Genomic DNA, 19,068 nt, shown 5'->3' on the forward strand with positions numbered 1-19,068 from the left:
AAATTATGATAAATGATTCCCGACGGTGATATGATCCCTTTAATTTACATGCAGTTTCCAATATATGAGTCTATAATAAAATAAAAGAAATAAGAATTATAGAAAGAGACTGCATAGGGCTAAAAACAGAAGAGAAGGTGAAGTGTTGAAACAAAAAGATTTATTCCTGGCATTTTTCCGCGTGGGAATCCTTGGCTATGGCGGCGGGCCGTCATCGATTCCGCTCGTACATAAGGAAGTGGTAGATAAGTATAAATGGATGGACTCTGATGAGTTCGGTGATATTCTGGCTTTGGGAAATGCGCTCCCCGGTCCGATCGCGACGAAAATGGCAGGGTATATCGGCTATCGAGTGGGCGGGACCCTGGGCATGGTCAATGCCCTGGCCGCAACGATGATTCCGACGATTATCCTGATGATTATCCTGCTTACGACTCTGAACTCATACAAGGATCAGCCGTGGGTAAAAGGAATGGCAGATGCTGTTGTACCGGTTGTTGCCGTCATGCTCGCTGTCATGACATGGGACTTCATTAAGAAATCGGGAAAATCGAAGCTTGGCTGGGCCTGGACAGCTATTGCGCTGATTGCCAGCCTGGTGCTCCTCCAGATCTTGAATATACATCCGGCAATCTTGATTGTCATTTTGCTGCTTGGCGCTTTAATAAAAAAAGACCCTTCTCCAATTGAAAAGAAACAAATGGGAGGGGAGCAGAAATGATCTATTTCCAAATATTTTTGGCCTTTTTCATTCCTGGTATTTTAGGCTATGGCGGAGGGCCTGCCTCCATCCCTTTGATTGAAAATGAAGTCGTCGACCGATACGATTGGATGACGGTCAATGAATTCAGTGAAGTACTGGCGATGGGCAATGCACTCCCTGGACCAATCGCGACCAAGATGGCCGGGTATATCGGCTATTCAGAAGGCGGAATCCTCGGTGCCATTGTCGGTGTGTTTGCAGCCGTGGCACCATCGCTGGTTCTGATGATCGGTCTGCTAGGACTGTTGATGAAATTCAAGGATTCTCCTCGTGTCAAAAGGCTGACAATCGTCGTCCGGCCAGTCATTGCGGTGCTCCTGGGAGTCATGACCTATGATTTCTTTTTTTCTTCCTATGAAGGAGTAGGATTGACACAGACCATCCTGATTGGCGGCATCAGCTTCGTCCTGATGGAAAAACTGAAGGTACACCCGGCGTATGTCATAGCCGGTGCCCTCGTCTATGGTGCCCTTGTTTTAGCGTAAACAAGGGTTTTTCTTTTTGAAAATAAATTCTCTTACAGCCCCAATGATGTAAGCGATTGCAACCTGAAAAAGACTAAAAAACTCTGTTGACAAATATTTCAGAGAGTTTTAATATTTCAATTATCTAAATGAATTTAATAAGTTACTTATCAAGAGAGACTGAGGGATTAGGCCCGATGACGTCCGGCAACCTCCTTTATGGAAAGGTGCCACTTCCTACAGAATGGTTTCATTCTGAAAGATAAGTCGTATAGATATTTACGATGCCTCTTTCTTTGAATGAAAGAGGCTTTTTTTATTGAGTGAAAATGGGGGTGCAAAAATGATTGAAGTGAAGAATCTGGTCAAGGTATATGACACGAAAAAGGGATCGGTGACAGGCGTTGACGATGTTTCGTTAAAAGTAGAAAAGGGCGAAATTTACGGGATTGTCGGATACAGCGGCGCAGGCAAAAGTTCTTTGCTTAGATGCCTGAACCTCCTTGAGAAGCCGACATCGGGAGAGGTTTTTATTGAGGGTGTGGAGCTAACCTCTTTAGGCAAAGGCGATTTAAGGAAATCCCGGTTGAAAATCGGGATGATTTTTCAGCATTTCCATCTTGTAAGTGCAAAGACAGTCAGCGAAAACATCGCGTTTGCGCTAAAAGCTGCCGGCACTCCAAAAACAAAGATAAATGAGAGAGTGCTAGAGCTTTTACATATGGTGGGTCTTTCCGACAAGAAAGATGTCTATCCTGCACAGTTGTCCGGCGGCCAGAAACAGCGTGTTGGCATAGCCAGGGCGCTGGCGAATAATCCAACCGTCCTGCTCTGCGATGAAGCAACCTCTGCTCTTGACCCAAGCACGACCCGCTCTATTTTATCTTTACTAAAAAAGATTAATAGAGAGTTAGGAATCACAATCGTGCTTATAACGCATGAAATGGAAGTGGTCAAGACGATTTGTGACCGAATGGCTGTGATGCAAGATGGAAAAATCATTGAAGAGGGAAATGTCTACGATGTTTTTGCCAATCCACAGGAGCCGCTGACAAAGGATTTCGTCAACTCCATCCTACAATTCGAATTGCCGGAAAGACTGATGAAGGAGCGGGAAGGCAAATTGATCAAGATTTATTTCCAGGGCGAGATTGCCGAGCAGGGGGTCATCTCGGATGTATTCCAGAAATTCAAGGTGAGGGGAAACATCCTTCACGGCAAAATCGAGTATATTCAGGAAATCCCACTAGGAATTTTCATTATGGAAGTTTCGGGCGAGACACTTGAAATCGACCGGGCCATTGAATACATCGCAGCAAGGACAAGAAATCTGGAGGTGATTGAAGATGCTGCTTGATAACCTGGTCGCACTGCTGCCGGAACTGAATAAAGCATTCTTTGAAACAATTTATATGGTCGGCATCTCCATCCTTGTCTCGATCATTGTTGGGCTGCCGACAGGTGTTCTTCTTTTTGTCACCGATAAAGGCCTGTTCCTGGAGAACCAGCTTTTTAAAACTATTGCTGGTTTTATCGTCAATATGATCCGCTCGGTTCCGTTCATCATCCTGTTGATCGCACTGCTGCCGCTGGCGAATTTAATCGCCGGCACGACAATCGGGCCGACTGCGGCATCTGTTTCATTATCTGTCGCGGCGATTCCGTTCTTTGCGAGAATCGTAGAGCAAAGCTTGCGCGAAATTGATAAAGGGGTCATCGAGGCAGCGGTGGCCACCGGAGCGACTCCGTGGATGATCATCAAGGATGTCCTCATTCCAGAGGCAAAGCCTGGAATCGTCCAGGGTATCACCATCACGATCATCAGCCTTGTAGCATACTCGGCAATGGCCGGAATCGTTGGCGGCGGCGGAGTCGGTGACCTGGCAATCCGCTTCGGTTATTACCGGTACGACAATACCATCATGATTACGACGGTTATTATCCTGATATGCCTTGTCCAGCTGATTCAGTTTGGCGGCGACAGGATTGCTAAATTAGTAGACAAAAGATAAAAATTGGGGGTTATTTTAAAATGAAGAAATTATTATTCTCTTTACTGTTACTTCTATCAATCAGCTTGTTGGCTGCATGCGGCAGTGACTCAGCCTCAGGCGGCGATGCGAAGGCTGACAAAAAGCAGGTTACATTCGGAGCGACATCCGGACCGTACAGTGATATGGTCACAAAAGGAATCAAGCCTCTGCTTGAGAAAAAAGGCTATCAAGTGAAAGTGGTCGAATTCAGCGATTACATCCAGCCTAATTTGGCTTTGTCAAAAGGAGACCTTGACGCCAACCTGTTCCAGCATAAAGTGTACATGGAGAATTTCGCAAAAGAACACGATCTTGAACTGTCTGAAGTGATTGTCGTACCAACAGCGCCAATGGGGATCTACTCCAAGAAGTTCAATTCACTGGATGAAGTCGCAGAGGGTTCAGACATCGCGATTCCAAACGATCCAACAAATGCTGCGCGTGCCTTCCTGATCCTTGAGGATGCCGGCCTGATCACACTTGATCCTAATGCTGATCCGCTGACTGTTTCTGAAAAAGATGTAAAAGATAATGTCAAAAACCTGCAGTTCAAGCCAATCGAAGCCGCACAGCTTCCAAGAGCCGTCGAAAGCGTTGACCTGTCGGCTGTACCTGGCAACTTTGCCCTTGCAGCAAAAATGGATTTATTAACTGCGCTTCAGCTTGAAAACATGCCGGACCAATATCGCAACCGTGTCGTTATTAACACAAAGGACCAGGATGCCCAATTCGCAAAGGACATCAAAGAAGTTGTCGAGTCCGATGAATTTGAAAAAATCATCGATAATGATTTCAAAGGTTTTGGAAAGCCAGAGTGGATGAAGTAAGAGAGTGACCATCAGGAAGTCCCCGAGCGTCTGCTTCTGGGACTTTTCCTTTTTTATAGCTTTCTCCCCTATAAATTGGGTAAAATATTGAAGAGACTCTTTTTCCGAAATTCACATTGGGGGCTCCAGAACTAGAAACATTACACAAATTTCAATCAAACAGTAACAGAGGGAGATATATGGAAAAACGAAATAATAGATCTAGACATTTAGCCGCTATTTCGCTGGCGATTATGGGAGCGGGGTTCCTTGCGATGATTCCTTTCCAGGACTCGCTGATCGGGAAACTGCTGATGGGCGGCTTTGAGGCGGGGCTGGTCGGCGGACTCGCTGACTGGTTTGCTGTGACGGCGCTGTTCAGGCATCCGCTCGGCATCCCGATTCCGCATACGGCACTTTTGCCTAAAAACCGTGATAAGGTAACGCGTGCGTTAATCAATATGCTTGAGAATGACTGGCTCACAAAAGAAAGCATCATGGAAAAGTTCAAGCAGATTCATATTTTGGATAAAATTTTTGAAACAGTTGAGAAGGAACTTCACTCTGAATCTGTTAAAAACAGCATCCAGGCATTCAGCCTGGATGTGGCTAGGAAAGTGGACGTTGAAAGATTTGCGCCAACAATCGAAGAAGAAATCAAAGGCTTCCTGCTCTCAGCGGATTCTTCCGAGTTTTTGCAAAAGGCCTCAAGCCATATCCTGGCGAAGGAATATGATTCAGCTGCATTTGACTATGTCCTGCAAGAGACAGAAAAATGGGCATCACAGGCTGAAGCGAAAATAGTCCTTGGCAAGCTTGGAAAACAGGCAATTGATACAACCGAAGCGGATGGTCTCCTGAAATTCGCAATTCAATCTTTCAGCAATATGATCACCGAAGAAAAGGTCGGCAACATCTTGCAATCATTTATTTTAAAAAGAATGAAAAACCTGCAGCAGGAGGATAACCGATACCGCCATATGATTCTTGAAAAGATCCAAAAAGAACTGGGAAGTATCAGTGAGCGCGAAGCCCTCATGTCGGAAATCCAATCCTGGAAAAATAAAATGGTCGAAGAAATGGATTTGACCGGACAAATCAAAGGAGTCCTGGCTAAGTCTAAGGATCGCTTGATGGCTTTTGTCGAAAAGGACAGTTTTGTGGATGACACGGTGATTCCCGTAGTGAAAAAATTCATTGATGAAATCAAAGCAGACGATGAAAAAGTTTCAGCGACCGAAACATGGCTTCATGCTAAAATAGCTGGGCTGATTGAAAGAAACCATTCAAAAATCGGGAAGCTTGTTAGAGAAAACCTGGATAAGCTTGATACAGAAACACTGATTGACATGATGGAAAACAATGTTGGAAAAGACCTGCAATGGATCAGGGTGAACGGCGCGGTATGCGGTTTCCTGATCGGGCTGGGCTTAACCATCTTCAAACTCATTGTCATGTGAACTTGAGACCAATTCGTTATCGGATTGGTCTTTTTACTAAATTCGGGAATAAGAAATAAATGGTAGTATAATGGCAGGGAGGGGGATGTATGGTTAAAAGCGGATTGCTTTTGAAACTTGGGTTGCTAATTGTGTTCATGACTGCTTTAACGGTGTATGGAGCTTATCACTGCAAAATTGTGAATGGACCGTACGATAAGCTGACAATCAGTAACATGGATGGCATCATTCACGTGATTGAGGACAAGGTTGAAATCGAAAAGATCGTATCCAAAATCAATGAAGACAAACGTTCATTCAACTATAATAATGGCTTTACCTACGATTCTTTACCCCATGGCATCCTGAGCTTTGAAAATGAAGCGGAAAAAGTCCAGATAGGATACATAGTAACAACCGGGAATACGGTAACAAAATTTTGGGAGATAGAGACGGATTTTCTATTTGAAACCCTTCCGAATGCAACATCTAAAAAGGAGTGATTGAGCTGGAAAAGGTTAATATCAGTGAAAAGTTTTCGCTTTTTAATGACTATTGGAGCCCGAAAATAGCGGGGGAAATCAATGATATGCATGTGAAATTCGCCAAGCTGAAGGGGGAATTCATCTGGCATAAGCATGAACATGAGGATGAGATGTTCCTCGTTATGAAAGGAAAGCTCTTGCTCAAGTTTCGGGATAAAGATGTGCATTTGAATGAGGGAGAATTTATCATTGTGCCAAAAGGCGTAGAGCACCTTCCGATTGCCGAGGAGGAAGCACATGTCATCTTTTTCGAGCCAAAGTCCACCTTGAATACCGGTAATGAACAGAATGACCGAACGGTGTCTGATCTTCAATCGATATAAATGGCTATATGACAAAAGCCTCCTGAGTTGACTCAGGAGGCTAGCGTAATTCATTTAGCTGCCGCTTTGTTCTTAAAGATTGTTTTTCGGATGAATGGGATCACCCAGCGGTCCAGCCCATATCTTCCTGCGTTATATCCGGCGAAAAGGAGGATGAAGCCAAAGAAGATATCTGTTGGGTTATGTGATACGGTTCCGGCAAGGAAGAAACTGAAGTTCATGATCAATCCGAAGAACATTGCTGCTGTTGTCAGACAGCCAAGAATGAGTCCCAATCCAACGAGGAATTCACCGACAGGAACGATAAAGTTGAAAAGCTCAATATTTGGAAGTGCGAAATTTTCCAGAAAAGATACATACCATCCATAAACAATTCCATCAGGGCCTTTGACAGGGTTGGCAATGGCATTGGTCAAATACCCTGTTGCATCAAATCCCTCTCCGGTCAATTTTCCCCATCCGGCAGTCATCCAGTTATAGCCTAGCCAGATCCGAATGAATGTCAGCAGGCCAGCTGCCACATTGTTTTCCCTTAACCACTTTGCGAACATATGAATCGCATCCCTTCAAAATGAATGATTATTTGATTACACTACAATATATTGGTTTTCGGCCTTTTGATGCGGGCCAGAGAACGCTGTTCACAAAATAGCAATAACATATTGTCAAGAATTTGAACGAGCGATAATCTGCAAGGAAATGAAAAAGAGCCTGCAGAAAACAGGCTCTTTAAGGTCTTTAATGTTAAACGGTTTTATGTGCAGCTTCCGGTTCTCTCTTTAAAACAGTCTTGCGGATGAAAGGAACTACCCAGCGGTCTAAACCGTATTTGCCAGCATTGTAGCCAGCGAACAGAATGATGAAGCCGAAGAAGATGTCAGTTGGGTTATGAGATACAGTGCCGGCAAGGAAGAAACTGAAGTTCATCACAAGTCCGAAGAACATCGCAGCAGTTGTCAAACAACCTAGGATCAATCCAAGACCGATAAGGAATTCACCAAGCGGCACGATGAAGTTGAATAGGTCGACGTTTGGAATCGCGAAGTTTTCAAGGAAATTCACATACCATCCATAAACCATGTGTCCATCCGGGCCTTTCACTGGATTGGCAACTGCATTTTTCAGATATCCGGTAGCATCGAATCCTTCACCAGTCAATTTACCCCATCCAGCAGTCATCCAGTTATATCCGAGCCATACCCTGATGACAGTCAACAGGCCAGCAGCAACATTGTTTTCTCTTAACCATTTCGCTAACATCTAAATCGCTTCCCTTCAAAAATTAGTAATTATTGATTACACTTACAATATATCAAAATCCGAAATAAAAATGAGTTATCTGTGAAGTTGTTCACAAAAACGCAACAACAAATTGACGGAATATTGAACATGATCCTTTTTTAAAGGAAAAGTGGCAACAGTGCCTTATCAATTCAGTCAGAAAGGAAGAAAGCATATGGATCAATCAGCAAGAGAAGCTCAGCAAAATCAGGGCACTGAGAAAATTTGGAGCAAGGATTTCCTGTTTATATTCCTGGCGAATTTCTTCATATTCCTCGGGTTTCAAATGACCTTGCCTACCATCCCGCTATTCGTGGAGCATTTGGGCGGAAATGACCAATTGATCGGTTTTGTCGTAGGAATTTTCACCTTTTCGGCATTGCTCGTGCGCCCATTCGCCGGCCGGATGCTGGAAACGAAAGGGAGAGGCTTCATTTACCTCACAGGTCTGGCAATCTTTGTGTTCTCAGTAGGTTCATTTGGATTCGCATCTGGAATTGCCTTCTTGTTTCTAATGCGAATTATCCAGGGGGTTGGCTGGGGATTTTCGACAACAGCATCTGGCACGATCGCAACGGATTTAATCCCGCCGAGGCGCAGGGGAGAAGGAATGGGATACTTCGGGCTCTCCGGAAACGTTGCTCTCGCGATGGGACCTACGCTTGGACTTGCTTTGGCTGCTGCCATTACCTTCAAACAATTATTTCTAATCAGTGCCGCTCTGGGCATTGCTGCATTTCTCCTTGCATCACGTATCACCTATAAAAAGGTGGAACAGTCCGAAGAGAAAACAGTGAAGCGAAGGTGGGATGTAAATGAAAGATCTGCCCTGCAGCCGTCCTTGCTATTATTGTTCATTACGATCACCTTTGGAGGAATCGCTTCATTCCTGCCGCTCTACTCAGCGCAGAAGGGAATCGCAGGGATCGAGTGGTACTTTTTTATTTTTGCGTTGACGCTGATGCTCTCCAGGTCATTCGCAGGCCAACTTTATGATAAAAAAGGACATGGTGCTGTCTTCCTGCCAGGAACATTTTTAATCATGATTGCTATGATCCTTTTGGCGTGGCTGCCTAACAGCCTTGTGATGTTTATTGCAGCCGGCCTGTATGGATTCGGTTTTGGCTCCGTCCAGCCCGCATTACAGGCTTGGGCTGTCCAGGATGCTCCGATGAACAGGAAAGGGATGGCGAATGCCACTTTCTTCTCCTTTTTCGATTTAGGTGTTGGAGTCGGGGCGATGGCTTTCGGCCAGATTGGCCACTGGCTTGGATATGGAAGTATCTACATTGCTTCCGCCATTTCCGTTTTTGCTTCAATTCTTCTCTATATTTTAATGATGAAAAAGACCCCAAGAACCTAGACCTGCTTCCGGCTTTGGAGCAGGTTCTTTTTATTTGAAGTAGAAATTTTAATAGAGTAAAATACTTGTGTAGGTATATTTTGGAATTAGAGCAGCACCCGGCACCGGGGTTTTTTACTTTTAAAAAATATGGTGTGGGGTATAAAAGAATGAACTCTTCATAAACCTATTAAAAATGAAGGAGGAATTCATATGTATTTCAAATCATTTTTTGATGACCAGCTAGCACATATGTCGTACTTGATCGGCTGCCAGAGGACGGGCGAGGCGCTTGTCATCGACCCGGCAAGGAATATCCAGCCTTATCTGGATATCGCAAAAAAAGAAGGATTCAATATTTCAGCCGCAACCGAAACCCATATTCATGCGGATTATCTGTCAGGAGCAAGGGAGCTTGCTCACCACCATGGCGCCAAGCTGTATGTATCAGATGAAGGGGATAAGGACTGGAAATATCAATATGTCGACCAGTATGAGCATGAATTGCTGACTGAGGGCTCGACTTTCAATATTGGGAATATTTATTTTGAAGTGATCCACACGCCAGGACATACGCCGGAAAGCATCTCATTCCTGCTGACGGATAAGGGCGGCGGTGCCAATGAACCAATGGGCATCTTTACGGGCGACTTCCTGTTTGTAGGCGATGTCGGCCGTCCTGACCTTCTCGAAAAAGCAGCTGGCATCAAGGATACATCGGAAGCAGGCGCCCGCCAGATGTACGAATCGCTCCGCAAAGTGGAAAACCTGTCTGACTTCCTGCAAATATGGCCAGCACACGGAGCAGGAAGCGCCTGTGGAAAATCCCTAGGCGCGGTGCCAATGTCGACATTAGGCTATGAAAAAAAATTCAACTGGGCTTTCCAGATCAAAGAAGAGGACCAATTTGTTCAGGAGCTGCTAGCCGGACAACCAGAGCCTCCGAAATACTTCGCTCAGATGAAAAAGCTGAACAAGGAAGGCCCTGAATTGCTCAGACGCGAGGAAACCCCTGAAGTGTCATTGTCCGACACAGGGAATGCTGCAGTCGTAGATACCCGGCAGGCAAGTGACTATGCCGCGGGGCATGCAGAAGGAACGATCAACATTCCATACAATAAATCCTTCGCAAACTGGGCAGGCTGGCTATTAAGCTATGGCCAGGACATCGTATTGATCGCAGAACCGGAAAAACTGCCTGATGTGAAAAAATCCCTGCAATCAATCGGTCTTGACCAGGTAACCGGGTATGTTGATCCGGAAGAGCTCGGAGGAAGCCACGAGGAATATAAGTCTGTAACTGCCAGCGAGGCAAAAGAGCTAATGGAAGACGAAAACTACTTTGTCATCGACGTCCGCAACCAGAGCGAATGGGACAGCGGCCATATCCCCGGTGCCCATCATATGATGCTCGGCAACCTGACCGACAAGCTTGACGAAGTGCCAAAAGACAAGAAAATCATCGCCCATTGCCAATCAGGAGCACGCTCTGCCATCGGAACAAGCCTGCTGCTGAAAAATGACTTCAAGGATGTATTAAACCTCGAAGGCGGCTTCTCCGCATGGGAACAAGAAGGATTGCCTGTTAAAAAAGATTAAGACCAGAGCCAGCTCATTCTGTGAGCTGGCTTCTTTTTTTTACAAGAGTTAGTGCTGATGCATGTGAATGTGAAAAAGCAAAGCTCCCTTGTTTGTAAGAATATAATAGTTGTCACCAATAGAGGTTATTGGAGCCTTGATTTGTAAGAATATAGGAGAACTGGGTCACCAATAGAGCGTATTGAGGCCTTGATTTGTAAGAATATAGGAGAATCGTGTCACCAATAGAGCGTATTGGGACCTTGATTTGTAAGAATATAGGAGAATCGTGTCACCAATAGAGCGTATTGGGGCCTTGATTTGTAAGAATATAGGAGAATTGTGTCACCAATAGAGCGTGTTGGGACCTTGATTTGTAAGAATATAGGAGAACCGTGACACCAATAGGGTGTATTGGGACTTTGATTTGTAAGAATATAGGAGAATCTTGTCACCAATAGGGCGTATTGGAGCTGTGATTTGTAAGAATATAGTAGGGTCGTGGCATCAATACAGCTTATAGGAACCCTAATTTTTAAAGAGACTAGGAAAAAGAGGTAATTGTCCCTTTTAATCATGAACAAACTATGTCCAATCCATTAAATAATCTGTAACATTACCCTAATCAGTTGATTATGTTCCTGTTGCGCTATAATTTAGAGATAACAGATTTCGTAATAGAGGGGATTGCCGTGAAAATATTAGTGATTGAGGATAATGAGAGTGTGTGCGCGATGATTGAGATGTTTTTTTCGAAAGAGGGCATTGAAGGCAGGTTTGTGAATGATGGCCTAGAGGGTTATGAGGCTTATAAAAATGAGGATTGGGATTTAATGATTGTCGACTGGATGCTGCCGGGGATGGATGGTGTCACCTTATGCAGGAAGATCAGGCAGGAGGGCAGTGATATTCCCATTATCATGCTGACGGCAAAGGACAGTGAGTCGGACCAGGTTCTTGGGCTTGAAATGGGGGCGGATGATTATGTGACGAAGCCGTTCAGTCCGCTGGCTTTGATGGCGAGGATCAAGGCTGTGGCACGCCGTTACCAAAAACAGAAGCCTGACGAGAACAGCGATGTCGGGACAAGCCGGCTGAAAATCAACAAAGAAACACGTGAGGTGAGCCTGGACGGCAAGCCAGTGACGAATTTGACACCAAAAGAGTTTGACCTGCTCCTGCTTTTCGCCCAGCATCCGCGTCAGGTGTTTACGAGGGAACAGCTTCTCGAGCGTGTCTGGGGTTATCAGTTTTACGGAGATGAGCGTACGGTCGATGTCCATATCAAGCGTTTAAGGAAGAAGCTTGGCACAGCTGAACAGCCATTCTTCCACACTGTATGGGGAGTCGGCTATAAATTCGACGAATGTGTTGATGGGCATGAAGGTTAAGTATATCTACCAGCAATTCCTCAGCCATATCAGCATTATCATTGTCGCTTTCCTCATCCTTAGTCTTGTTTTCACACAATATGTTGAAACACTGGTCTATAAAAACAAGACGGAGGAGCTGGTTTCCTATGGTGAGAATATCCTGCGGGATCTCGACCGGGGTAGGGAACAGCCGGACCAGGTGATCAACCAGTATGCCCGCGTCCTGTTTGGACGTGATATCCAATTCAGTGTGTTTGATGAAAATATCCAGCTGCTGAATCCCATCCGGTGGAGAGGGCCGGCGATTGAATTATCGGAAAAAGAGTGGAGCCAGCTTACAAACGGAAAACCGATTGTGAAAAATTATGACCTTGAAAGGTATGACCGTGCTGTGACCTTGGTTGTTTTGCCATATTTGGACCGCGGGAATTTCGTTGGCGGCATTCTCCTTACCTCTCCAATCAGCGGGACACGGGAAATGATTACCGAAATCAATAAGTATTTGTTTTATACGATGCTGATTGGCCTTGGCGTTTCGTTTTTGCTGAGCTGGGTGTTATCGCGAATTCACGTCAACAGGATCAAAAAGCTCCAGGAAGCAACATCGGCCGTCTCAGCTGGGGACTATACTGTAAAAGTACCAAGTTCGGATTTTGATGAGATTGGCGAGTTGGCAAATGATTTTAACGGCATGGTCGACAGGCTGAATGAATCAAAATCCGAAATCGAGAACCTGGAGAACCGGCGGCGCCAGTTTATGTCCGATGTGTCACATGAATTGAGGACGCCGCTCACGACCATCAGCGGGATCATCGAAGGCCTGAGGAATAATATGATTCCCGAGGCGGAAAAAGAGCGGGGAATCAACCTGGTCAGCCAGGAAACGAAGCGGCTGATCAGACTCGTCAATGAGAATCTTGATTATGATAAGATCCGTTCAAACCAGGTTCAGCTTGTAAAAGAAGATATTGAACTGATCGAAGTGCTCGAAATCATCCAGGATCAGCTCGGATTGCAGGCAGAGGAACGCAATAATAGAATCGAGATCGAGGCAGAGGAAGCGGCGATGGTCCATGCTGATTATGACCGTCTCGTCCAGATTTTGATCAATATTACGAAAAACAGCATCCAGTTCACGGATAACGGAACAGTCTGGCTCCGTGGCAGGATGAAAGGCAGCACAACGGTGATTGAGATAGAGGACACTGGCATCGGTATTGAACCGGCCGAAATTGAAAAAATCTGGCATCGTTTTTACAAAGCCGATATCTCGAGGACGAGCAATCCGTTTGGGGAATTCGGTCTCGGTTTGTCCATCGTCAAACAGCTGGTGCAGATGCATGCCGGGAAGATTTCTGTGGAAAGCGAGCATGGAAAAGGGACCAGGTTTGTGATTGAGCTCCCTTTTCGCTAAGATAATAAAGAAGCTGTGGGCATTGCCCCCGGCTTTTGCTATTGGAAAGGGTGAACCGACATGGTGCGTTTCGGAGTGGTAGGAACAAATTGGATTACGGAAGCGTTTATTAAAGGAGCACGCCATCAGAAGGATTTTAAGCTGGCTGCAGTATATTCCCGTTCAGAGGACCGTGCTGCGGACTTTGCAGGGAAGTTCGGAGTGGATACCGTTTTTACAGACCTGGAAGAGATGGCGAAAAGCGATGCCATTGATGCTGTCTACCTTGCCAGCCCAAATTCTTTGCATGCCAGCCAGGCGATCATGCTAATGGAAAATGGCAAGCATGTTCTTTGTGAAAAAGCGATCGCGTCTAACAGCCGCGAACTGAACGATATGATCCGAGCGGCAAAAGAAAATCAAGTTGTTTTGATGGAGGCGCTGAAATCGACCTTGATGCCGAACTTCAAGGCAGTCCAGCAAAACCTGGGCAAAATTGGCACAATCAGAAGGTACTTCGCAAGCTATTGCCAGTATTCTTCCCGCTATGACAAATATAAAGAAGGTACCGTCCTGAACGCATTTAACCCGGAATTCTCGGCAGGTTCGCTGATGGATATCGGTATTTACTGCATTTATCCGCTCGTTGTCTTGTTTGGAGAGCCAAAGTCTATCCAGGCAAATGGCTACATACTTGAGTCAGGAGTTGATGGGGAAGGAAGCCTGATTTTGAAGTATGATGAAATGGATGCTGTCATCATGTTTTCGAAAATCACTGATTCAACACTCCCTTCTGAAATACACGGTGAGAACGGCTGCATCAGGATTGATAAAATCAGCACTCCTACAAAAGTAGAAATCCTTTACCGTGATGGAAGCAGTGAAGATCTGTCAGTAAAACAGCTTGAGGATAATATGTTTTATGAAGCAGAGGAATTCATTACATTGATCCAGCAAGGAAAACTGGAGTCGGTAAACAATTCGCTTGAAAACTCAAGGATCACCATGAAAATCCTTGATGAAGCCAGATTGCAAATGGGTGTCAGCTTCCCGAGCGACAAATAGAAAACAGGCAGGTGCTGCTAAGTGCACCTGCCTGTTTTTCATGGTATCGGCTGTTTATGGAACGATCCTTAGTAATGTAAAAATTTTACGCAGACAGGGTCCGGGACTTGCACATCAGACTGTAATAATGTCAATCTGCCTGTTTCTGTGTTACGAGAATAAAGCGTGACATTGCTGGAATTCTGGTTGGCGGCAATCAGGAATTTCTCGCTTGGGTCAAGCATAAAATCCCTTGGCCAATTGCCTTCAGTTGAAGTGTGTTCAACAAAGGTGAGCTTGAAGCTTTCTGGATCCACCTTGAAAACGGCAATACTGTCATGGCCGCGATTGGCAGCGTAGATGTAGTTTCCGTCAGAAGAAATATGGATGGCACTTCCCTGATTGTTTTCGGTGAAGTCTGCTGGCAAGGTTGTGATTGTCTGAAGTTGTTCAAAGCTTCCATCTTCAACATTGTATTTTAAGACAAGCACCTCAGAGCTGAATTCTGTCATCAGATAGGCAATTGTGTTGTTTGGATGGAAAACAAGATGTCTTGGACCGCTTCCTGGTGCAATATTCAATACACTCTTTTCAATCAGCTGACCGTTGTCCAGGGTGTAGGTGATCAGTTGGTCGATGCCAAGGTCGATCACTGCCGCATATTTCCCGTCAGGAGTGAAGCCGGCATAATGCGTGTGCGCTTTTTCCTGCCGCTCATCCGGTCCTGAACCCTCATGGACCACGCTTGATAACACATTTTCAATACTGCCGGTTTCAGCGTTCAGCAGATAAGAATCTGCAGTCCCTTTATGGTAATTAGCGGATAAAAGCAGAGTGTTTTCCGGGTTCACGCTCACATGGCAGGGAGATGCTCCTGGAGCAAGCTGTGAATCGATGAAAGATAATTTTCCGGAGTCAAGAATGTTGAAGCCTGCAACTCCTCCGGAATCACCTTCTTTTGCGACTGCATAAAGGAAGCGGTTGTCATCGCTGATTGTCAGGTAAGTAGGGTTTTCCAGAGCTGCAGCTGGTTCCACATCAAGGATTTTTCCATTTGCCGCATCCAATGTGAAAGAATAGATCCCCTCGCTGTTGCCTTTTGTATAGGTACCGAAATAGCCTTTGAACTTTTCATGGGTTGCCATTATGAATGCCTCCAATTTAATTCGCGTTAATACTATGGTTTATAGTCTAGCAAAAAAATCATGGCAGACAAAATGTTACGTCCACCATGGTAATGGGTAAAATAAACATGAGCATTTTTGGTATTGGGATGTTAGGTTTTCTGACGAAAATCTGGACTTTGGACTTTAGAAGGGATATGCTCTTTTTTGAATAGTTTTTCGTGAATTAGGAGGGTTATCATGAGCTTTCAAAAGCAGATAATTGAAGATTTGAATGTGCAGCCGCAAATTGATCCCCAGCAAGAAATCAGGAAAAGAATCGATTTTTTGAAGGAATATTTGCTTACATCAAGGGCGAAAGGGTTCGTTCTAGGCATCAGCGGCGGCCAGGATTCCACTCTGGCGGGGAAACTTGCGCAAATGGCTGCGGAGGAATTGCGGTCAGAAGGCAAGGATGCCAAATTCGTCGCTGTCAGACTTCCTTATGCGGTGCAAAAAGATGAGGATGATGCTCAGAAAGCACTGGAATTCATCAAGCCGGATCAAACGATCACCTTCAATATCCAGCCTGCTGTCGACACCTTCAATACCCAGTTCGAGGAAGCGATTGGCGAGAAGATGACAGACTTTAACAAAGGAAATGCAAAGGCAAGGATCCGGATGATCACCCAATATGCTATCGGCGGGCAGGACGGCTTGCTGGTGATTGGGACAGACCATGCTGCTGAAGCAGTAACCGGATTTTTCACAAAATACGGGGATGGAGGAGCTGACCTGCTGCCGCTTACCGGCTTGAACAAGCGCCAGGGCAGGGAACTGCTCAAAGCATTGAATGCAGAATCAAGACTGTATCTGAAAGAGCCTACCGCTGACCTTTTAGACAACAAGCCGCTTCAATCGGATGAAACCGAACTTGGCGTCAGCTATGAAGTAATCGATGATTATCTTGAAGGAAAGCAGATTGATGAACCAGCAGCAGCCAAAATTGAGGGCAGATATCTTGCTTCAGAGCATAAACGGCATGTTCCAGCGTCCATGTTTGATTCATGGTGGAAGGAATAAGCACAAAAAAGGCCTGGCTAAGATTTTCGATCAAAAGCCAGGCTTTCCTTTTTATTCAGTTTGCGCAATAGCTAACTGTGGCGCATCCTCTTTGTCTGTCACTTTGTCGATTTTATCGGTGAACATCTGGAAGACCCGCTTTTTTTCTTCCAACTCCTTGATATACTCTTTCAAATCATTGAATTTCTCCTCAAATGGCTGATGATACAATTCGCGAATCTTCCTGTTCAGGTCCGGATTCACTGTCGACTGGACAACCTGCTTCGTGATGTTAAATTTATATGTATACACTTTAAGCTCATTTTTTACTTCGTCATACTCCGCATCTATTTCTTTAAGAATCTCTTCAATTTCTGCTTTCCATTCATCTAGCGACTTTTTAACATGCTGTTCCATAAGGATCCTCCTGCCATTCGCCTGTAATAAAGCTTCTTCCTTTTATTCTAGCAACTGAACTTTACATAGAGATTGCTGGGATATTACATTGTGAAAACAATGCGCTAATCAAAGTTGGCGCCTGAAAGGGTTGTCTATCTTTCATGCGATCACAAAGTTATAGGAAATTAGACTCATCTTTGTAATTAATTGGCGAATTTTGTTGAAAGTATGGTTCTAAAGTTTTATATTTTAAGTAGAACTGAAAAAGGCAAACTTATCGAAAGGTGAGGACGCAAAGCCACGAGTCTAAGGCCATGCTGCTAGGATAGTCGGGTTGCCAATAAAAGATCGGATGAGTATAGAACATATCGGTGAATGGTATTGGTTGACTGTTTGCCAAAGGAAATCCGCCGTCTTTTTTGGAGGGTTTTTTTTATTCTTCCTGGTCCATTCTGCACAATCATGCAAAAAGAACTGAATTTTACGTTTGCCGAGTGTGAGAAAGGATAAATAAAACTTAAGCATCTTGACAGGACGAGTGAAAATAATCCTTTTGGCAGGTTTTGTTTTTGGGACAAAGGATTTTTGAAAAATAGAATGGAAGGTGGAGGAAACGTTGACTGTTTTGTTTGGGACGGTAGAGTACTTTGAACGGGAGATTGAGTTTCATTTAACAGATGTTGAAAAAAGGGAAAGGTTCCAGGAAGAAATTCAGCAGATACAAATGAAGCTGGAAGAAGAGCTTCGGAATGATTTCATCTGTGACGAGAGGCTAAGAAGGGAATGCCTTGAGAATCTATCAAATGCATGCAGTAAATTAACTGAAGATTATGTAGTTTGATAACTACTAAAATATGAAAGCCTGTGGTGCGGACCACAGGCTTTTTGTATTGATTAAACATTTTCGATGATCGTTGCGACACCCATTCCGCCGCCTATGCAGAGGGTGGCCAGTCCGTATTTTTGTTCTCGTTTCTTAAGTTCGTGGATGAGTGTGACTAGAATTCTTGCTCCGCTTGCTCCAATTGGGTGGCCAAGCGCAATGGCACCGCCGTTGACATTTACATTCTCCTCGCTCATGCCAAGTTCCTTCGTGACGGAAAGAGCCTGTGCCGCAAATGCCTCATTCGCCTCTACTAAATCGAGATCCGTTAACTCCATTTCCGCTTTCTTAAGGGCTTTCTTAACAGCGCTAACAGGCCCAATACCCATGATGGATGGATCAACGCCCGCAGAAGCATTAGCCTTGATGGTTACAAGTGGAGTAACTCCTAGTTCTTTTGCTTTTTTGCCACTCATCACCACAACTGCAGCTGCGCCATCATTGATTCCAGAAGCATTGGCTGCGGTTACGGTTCCGTCTTTCTTGAATGCAGGCCGTAACTTGCCAATCTTTTCAAGAGTGCTGCCGAATTTAGGATGCTCATCCTGATCGACAATAATAGGATCGCCTTTACGCTGTTTCACTTCTACAGGGACGATTTCATCCTTGAAGCGTCCGGATGTGATCGCTGCTTCTGCCCGATTCTGGCTCTTGACTGCGAAAGTGTCCTGTTCATTGCGCGAGATTTCATATTTTTCGGCAAGGTTTTCGGCAGTAATACCCATATGGTAGTCATTAAATGCACATACGAGTCCATCGCCAAGCAATGTATCAACGAGTTTTTGGTCGCCCATTTTGAAGCCTTCACGCGCACCTTTGAGAACGAAAGGCGCCTGGCTCATATTCTCCATTCCGCCAGCGACAACGATATCGGCTTCACCTGCTGCAATTGCCTGATATGCCAGGTGAACGGCCTTCAAACCTGAGCCGCATAGTTTATTGATTGTCATGGATGGGCATGTCTCTGGAAGTCCTGCTCTCATGGCAGCCTGGCGTGCCGGATTTTGACCAAGCCCGGCTTGAAGGACATTTCCCATGATGACTTCATCGACGGAATCAGCACTAATATTTGCTTTTTCCAATGCAGCCTTAATAGCGGCCGCTCCAAGATCAACTGCAGATACCTTTGAAAAAGCTCCGCCAAAAGCTCCTGTAGCGGTCCTGACCGCACTTGCAATCACAATTGAATTTTCCATTTTTACTGCCCCTTCCGAATTAAAGTTAAGAAAGGGGGAAT

20 protein-coding genes and 2 riboswitches are annotated in these 19,068 nt (G+C 45.0%); of the genes, 15 read left to right on the top strand and 5 right to left on the bottom strand.

Going from position 1 to position 19,068, the window contains the following annotated elements:
* Positions 1–145 precede the first annotated feature (145 nt).
* The 8 genes from FS736_RS15045 (at position 146) to FS736_RS15080 (ending at position 6,373) form a co-directional block, all read left to right on the top strand.
* On the top strand, positions 146–721 hold the full coding sequence (locus FS736_RS15045; RefSeq protein WP_144478701.1) for a chromate transporter: 576 nt from the start codon (positions 146–148) through the stop codon (positions 719–721).
* A complete protein-coding gene (locus FS736_RS15050; RefSeq protein ID WP_144478703.1) occupies positions 718–1,248 on the top strand; it encodes a chromate transporter in 531 nt (176 codons plus the stop codon). Before FS736_RS15045 ends, FS736_RS15050 begins: the two co-directional genes overlap by 4 nt.
* A 143-nt stretch (positions 1,249–1,391) precedes the next feature.
* Positions 1,392–1,496: riboswitch (SAM riboswitch) on the top strand.
* A gap of 74 nt (positions 1,497–1,570) precedes the next feature.
* On the top strand, positions 1,571–2,584 hold the full coding sequence (locus FS736_RS15055; protein WP_144478705.1) for a methionine ABC transporter ATP-binding protein: 1,014 nt from the start codon (positions 1,571–1,573) through the stop codon (positions 2,582–2,584).
* Complete coding sequence (locus tag FS736_RS15060; RefSeq protein ID WP_144478707.1) at positions 2,574–3,239, top strand: methionine ABC transporter permease; 666 nt, start codon at positions 2,574–2,576, stop codon at positions 3,237–3,239. The genes FS736_RS15055 and FS736_RS15060 overlap by 11 nt, the downstream gene beginning before the upstream one ends.
* Before the next feature lie 20 nt (positions 3,240–3,259).
* Positions 3,260–4,087 (top strand): MetQ/NlpA family ABC transporter substrate-binding protein, encoded by an 828-nt coding sequence (locus tag FS736_RS15065; RefSeq protein ID WP_144478709.1) that lies wholly within the window; start codon positions 3,260–3,262, stop codon positions 4,085–4,087.
* 179 nt (positions 4,088–4,266) lie between these two features.
* Complete coding sequence (locus FS736_RS15070; RefSeq protein ID WP_144478711.1) at positions 4,267–5,526, top strand: DUF445 domain-containing protein; 1,260 nt, start codon at positions 4,267–4,269, stop codon at positions 5,524–5,526.
* An 89-nt stretch (positions 5,527–5,615) separates the two neighbouring features.
* Positions 5,616–6,008 (top strand): hypothetical protein, encoded by a 393-nt coding sequence (locus FS736_RS15075; RefSeq protein WP_144478713.1) that lies wholly within the window; start codon positions 5,616–5,618, stop codon positions 6,006–6,008.
* A gap of 5 nt (positions 6,009–6,013) precedes the next feature.
* Positions 6,014–6,373 (top strand): cupin domain-containing protein, encoded by a 360-nt coding sequence (locus tag FS736_RS15080; protein ID WP_144479021.1) that lies wholly within the window; start codon positions 6,014–6,016, stop codon positions 6,371–6,373.
* Positions 6,374–6,423: 50 nt separating this feature from the next.
* Here FS736_RS15080 and FS736_RS15085 read toward each other — a convergent pair whose 3' ends face one another.
* Positions 6,424–6,924 (bottom strand): DoxX family protein, encoded by a 501-nt coding sequence (locus tag FS736_RS15085; protein WP_144478715.1) that lies wholly within the window; start codon positions 6,922–6,924, stop codon positions 6,424–6,426.
* Between the two features lie 193 nt (positions 6,925–7,117).
* Complete coding sequence (locus tag FS736_RS15090; RefSeq protein WP_144478717.1) at positions 7,118–7,633, bottom strand: DoxX family protein; 516 nt, start codon at positions 7,631–7,633, stop codon at positions 7,118–7,120.
* Positions 7,634–7,829: 196 nt separating this feature from the next.
* Between FS736_RS15090 and FS736_RS15095 the strand changes: the two genes are divergently transcribed.
* The 5 genes from FS736_RS15095 (at position 7,830) to FS736_RS15115 (ending at position 14,405) form a co-directional block, all read left to right on the top strand.
* A complete protein-coding gene (locus FS736_RS15095; protein WP_144478719.1) occupies positions 7,830–9,017 on the top strand; it encodes an MFS transporter in 1,188 nt (395 codons plus the stop codon).
* Between the two features lie 192 nt (positions 9,018–9,209).
* Complete coding sequence (locus tag FS736_RS15100; protein ID WP_144478721.1) at positions 9,210–10,595, top strand: MBL fold metallo-hydrolase; 1,386 nt, start codon at positions 9,210–9,212, stop codon at positions 10,593–10,595.
* Between the two features lie 671 nt (positions 10,596–11,266).
* On the top strand, positions 11,267–11,965 hold the full coding sequence (locus tag FS736_RS15105; protein WP_144478723.1) for a response regulator transcription factor: 699 nt from the start codon (positions 11,267–11,269) through the stop codon (positions 11,963–11,965).
* Positions 11,955–13,361 (top strand): HAMP domain-containing sensor histidine kinase, encoded by a 1,407-nt coding sequence (locus FS736_RS15110; protein WP_144479023.1) that lies wholly within the window; start codon positions 11,955–11,957, stop codon positions 13,359–13,361. Before FS736_RS15105 ends, FS736_RS15110 begins: the two co-directional genes overlap by 11 nt.
* A 60-nt stretch (positions 13,362–13,421) precedes the next feature.
* Positions 13,422–14,405 carry a Gfo/Idh/MocA family protein gene (locus tag FS736_RS15115; RefSeq protein WP_144478725.1) on the top strand — a complete coding sequence of 328 codons (984 nt, stop codon included), beginning with the start codon at positions 13,422–13,424 and terminating at the stop codon, positions 14,403–14,405.
* 68 nt (positions 14,406–14,473) lie between these two features.
* Here the strand turns inward: FS736_RS15115 and FS736_RS15120 are convergent, their stop codons facing one another.
* Entirely contained in the window at positions 14,474–15,529 is a 1,056-nt protein-coding gene (locus tag FS736_RS15120) for a lactonase family protein (RefSeq protein WP_144478727.1), read from the bottom strand.
* 219 nt (positions 15,530–15,748) lie between these two features.
* Here FS736_RS15120 and nadE point away from each other — a divergent pair, with 219 nt between their 5' ends.
* Entirely contained in the window at positions 15,749–16,570 is an 822-nt protein-coding gene (gene nadE / locus FS736_RS15125; RefSeq protein WP_144478729.1) for an ammonia-dependent NAD(+) synthetase, read from the top strand.
* A gap of 51 nt (positions 16,571–16,621) precedes the next feature.
* On the opposite strand, the gene FS736_RS15130 is transcribed toward nadE, so the two are convergent.
* The gene (locus tag FS736_RS15130) at positions 16,622–16,966 is read right to left on the bottom strand and encodes a hypothetical protein (RefSeq protein ID WP_144478731.1); all 345 of its coding nucleotides are present in this window, start codon (positions 16,964–16,966) and stop codon (positions 16,622–16,624) included.
* 239 nt (positions 16,967–17,205) lie between these two features.
* A riboswitch (cyclic di-GMP riboswitch) is annotated at positions 17,206–17,290 on the top strand.
* A 274-nt stretch (positions 17,291–17,564) separates the two neighbouring features.
* Here FS736_RS15130 and FS736_RS15135 point away from each other — a divergent pair.
* Positions 17,565–17,789 (top strand): hypothetical protein, encoded by a 225-nt coding sequence (locus FS736_RS15135; protein WP_144478733.1) that lies wholly within the window; start codon positions 17,565–17,567, stop codon positions 17,787–17,789.
* 53 nt (positions 17,790–17,842) lie between these two features.
* Here the strand turns inward: FS736_RS15135 and FS736_RS15140 are convergent, their stop codons facing one another.
* A complete protein-coding gene (locus tag FS736_RS15140) occupies positions 17,843–19,027 on the bottom strand; it encodes an acetyl-CoA C-acetyltransferase (RefSeq protein WP_144478735.1) in 1,185 nt (394 codons plus the stop codon).
* Between the last annotated feature and the right edge of the window lie 41 nt (positions 19,028–19,068).

The organism is Cytobacillus oceanisediminis 2691 (genome assembly GCF_007678455.1).
GTDB classification, from domain to species: Bacteria; Bacillota; Bacilli; order Bacillales; family Cytobacillaceae; genus Mesobacillus; species Mesobacillus oceanisediminis_A.

What these genes read in the sequence shown, in the direction of transcription:
- FS736_RS15050 (WP_144478703.1), top strand. Translation starts at nt 718, where the DNA reads ATGATCTATTTCCAAATATTTTTGGCCTTTTTCATTCCTGGTATTTTA.
- FS736_RS15055 (WP_144478705.1), top strand. Translation starts at nt 1,571, where the DNA reads ATGATTGAAGTGAAGAATCTGGTCAAGGTATATGACACGAAAAAGGGA.
- FS736_RS15060 (WP_144478707.1), top strand. Translation starts at nt 2,574, where the DNA reads ATGCTGCTTGATAACCTGGTCGCACTGCTGCCGGAACTGAATAAAGCA.
- FS736_RS15065 (WP_144478709.1), top strand. Translation starts at nt 3,260, where the DNA reads ATGAAGAAATTATTATTCTCTTTACTGTTACTTCTATCAATCAGCTTG.
- FS736_RS15070 (WP_144478711.1), top strand. Translation starts at nt 4,267, where the DNA reads ATGGAAAAACGAAATAATAGATCTAGACATTTAGCCGCTATTTCGCTG.
- FS736_RS15075 (WP_144478713.1), top strand. Translation starts at nt 5,616, where the DNA reads ATGGTTAAAAGCGGATTGCTTTTGAAACTTGGGTTGCTAATTGTGTTC.
- FS736_RS15085 (WP_144478715.1), bottom strand. Translation starts at nt 6,924, where the DNA reads ATGTTCGCAAAGTGGTTAAGGGAAAACAATGTGGCAGCTGGCCTGCTG.
- FS736_RS15090 (WP_144478717.1), bottom strand. Translation starts at nt 7,633, where the DNA reads ATGTTAGCGAAATGGTTAAGAGAAAACAATGTTGCTGCTGGCCTGTTG.
- FS736_RS15095 (WP_144478719.1), top strand. Translation starts at nt 7,830, where the DNA reads ATGGATCAATCAGCAAGAGAAGCTCAGCAAAATCAGGGCACTGAGAAA.
- FS736_RS15100 (WP_144478721.1), top strand. Translation starts at nt 9,210, where the DNA reads ATGTATTTCAAATCATTTTTTGATGACCAGCTAGCACATATGTCGTAC.
- FS736_RS15110 (WP_144479023.1), top strand. Translation starts at nt 11,955, where the DNA reads ATGAAGGTTAAGTATATCTACCAGCAATTCCTCAGCCATATCAGCATT.
- FS736_RS15115 (WP_144478725.1), top strand. Translation starts at nt 13,422, where the DNA reads ATGGTGCGTTTCGGAGTGGTAGGAACAAATTGGATTACGGAAGCGTTT.
- FS736_RS15120 (WP_144478727.1), bottom strand. Translation starts at nt 15,529, where the DNA reads ATGGCAACCCATGAAAAGTTCAAAGGCTATTTCGGTACCTATACAAAA.
- nadE (WP_144478729.1), top strand. Translation starts at nt 15,749, where the DNA reads ATGAGCTTTCAAAAGCAGATAATTGAAGATTTGAATGTGCAGCCGCAA.
- FS736_RS15130 (WP_144478731.1), bottom strand. Translation starts at nt 16,966, where the DNA reads ATGGAACAGCATGTTAAAAAGTCGCTAGATGAATGGAAAGCAGAAATT.
- FS736_RS15140 (WP_144478735.1), bottom strand. Translation starts at nt 19,027, where the DNA reads ATGGAAAATTCAATTGTGATTGCAAGTGCGGTCAGGACCGCTACAGGA.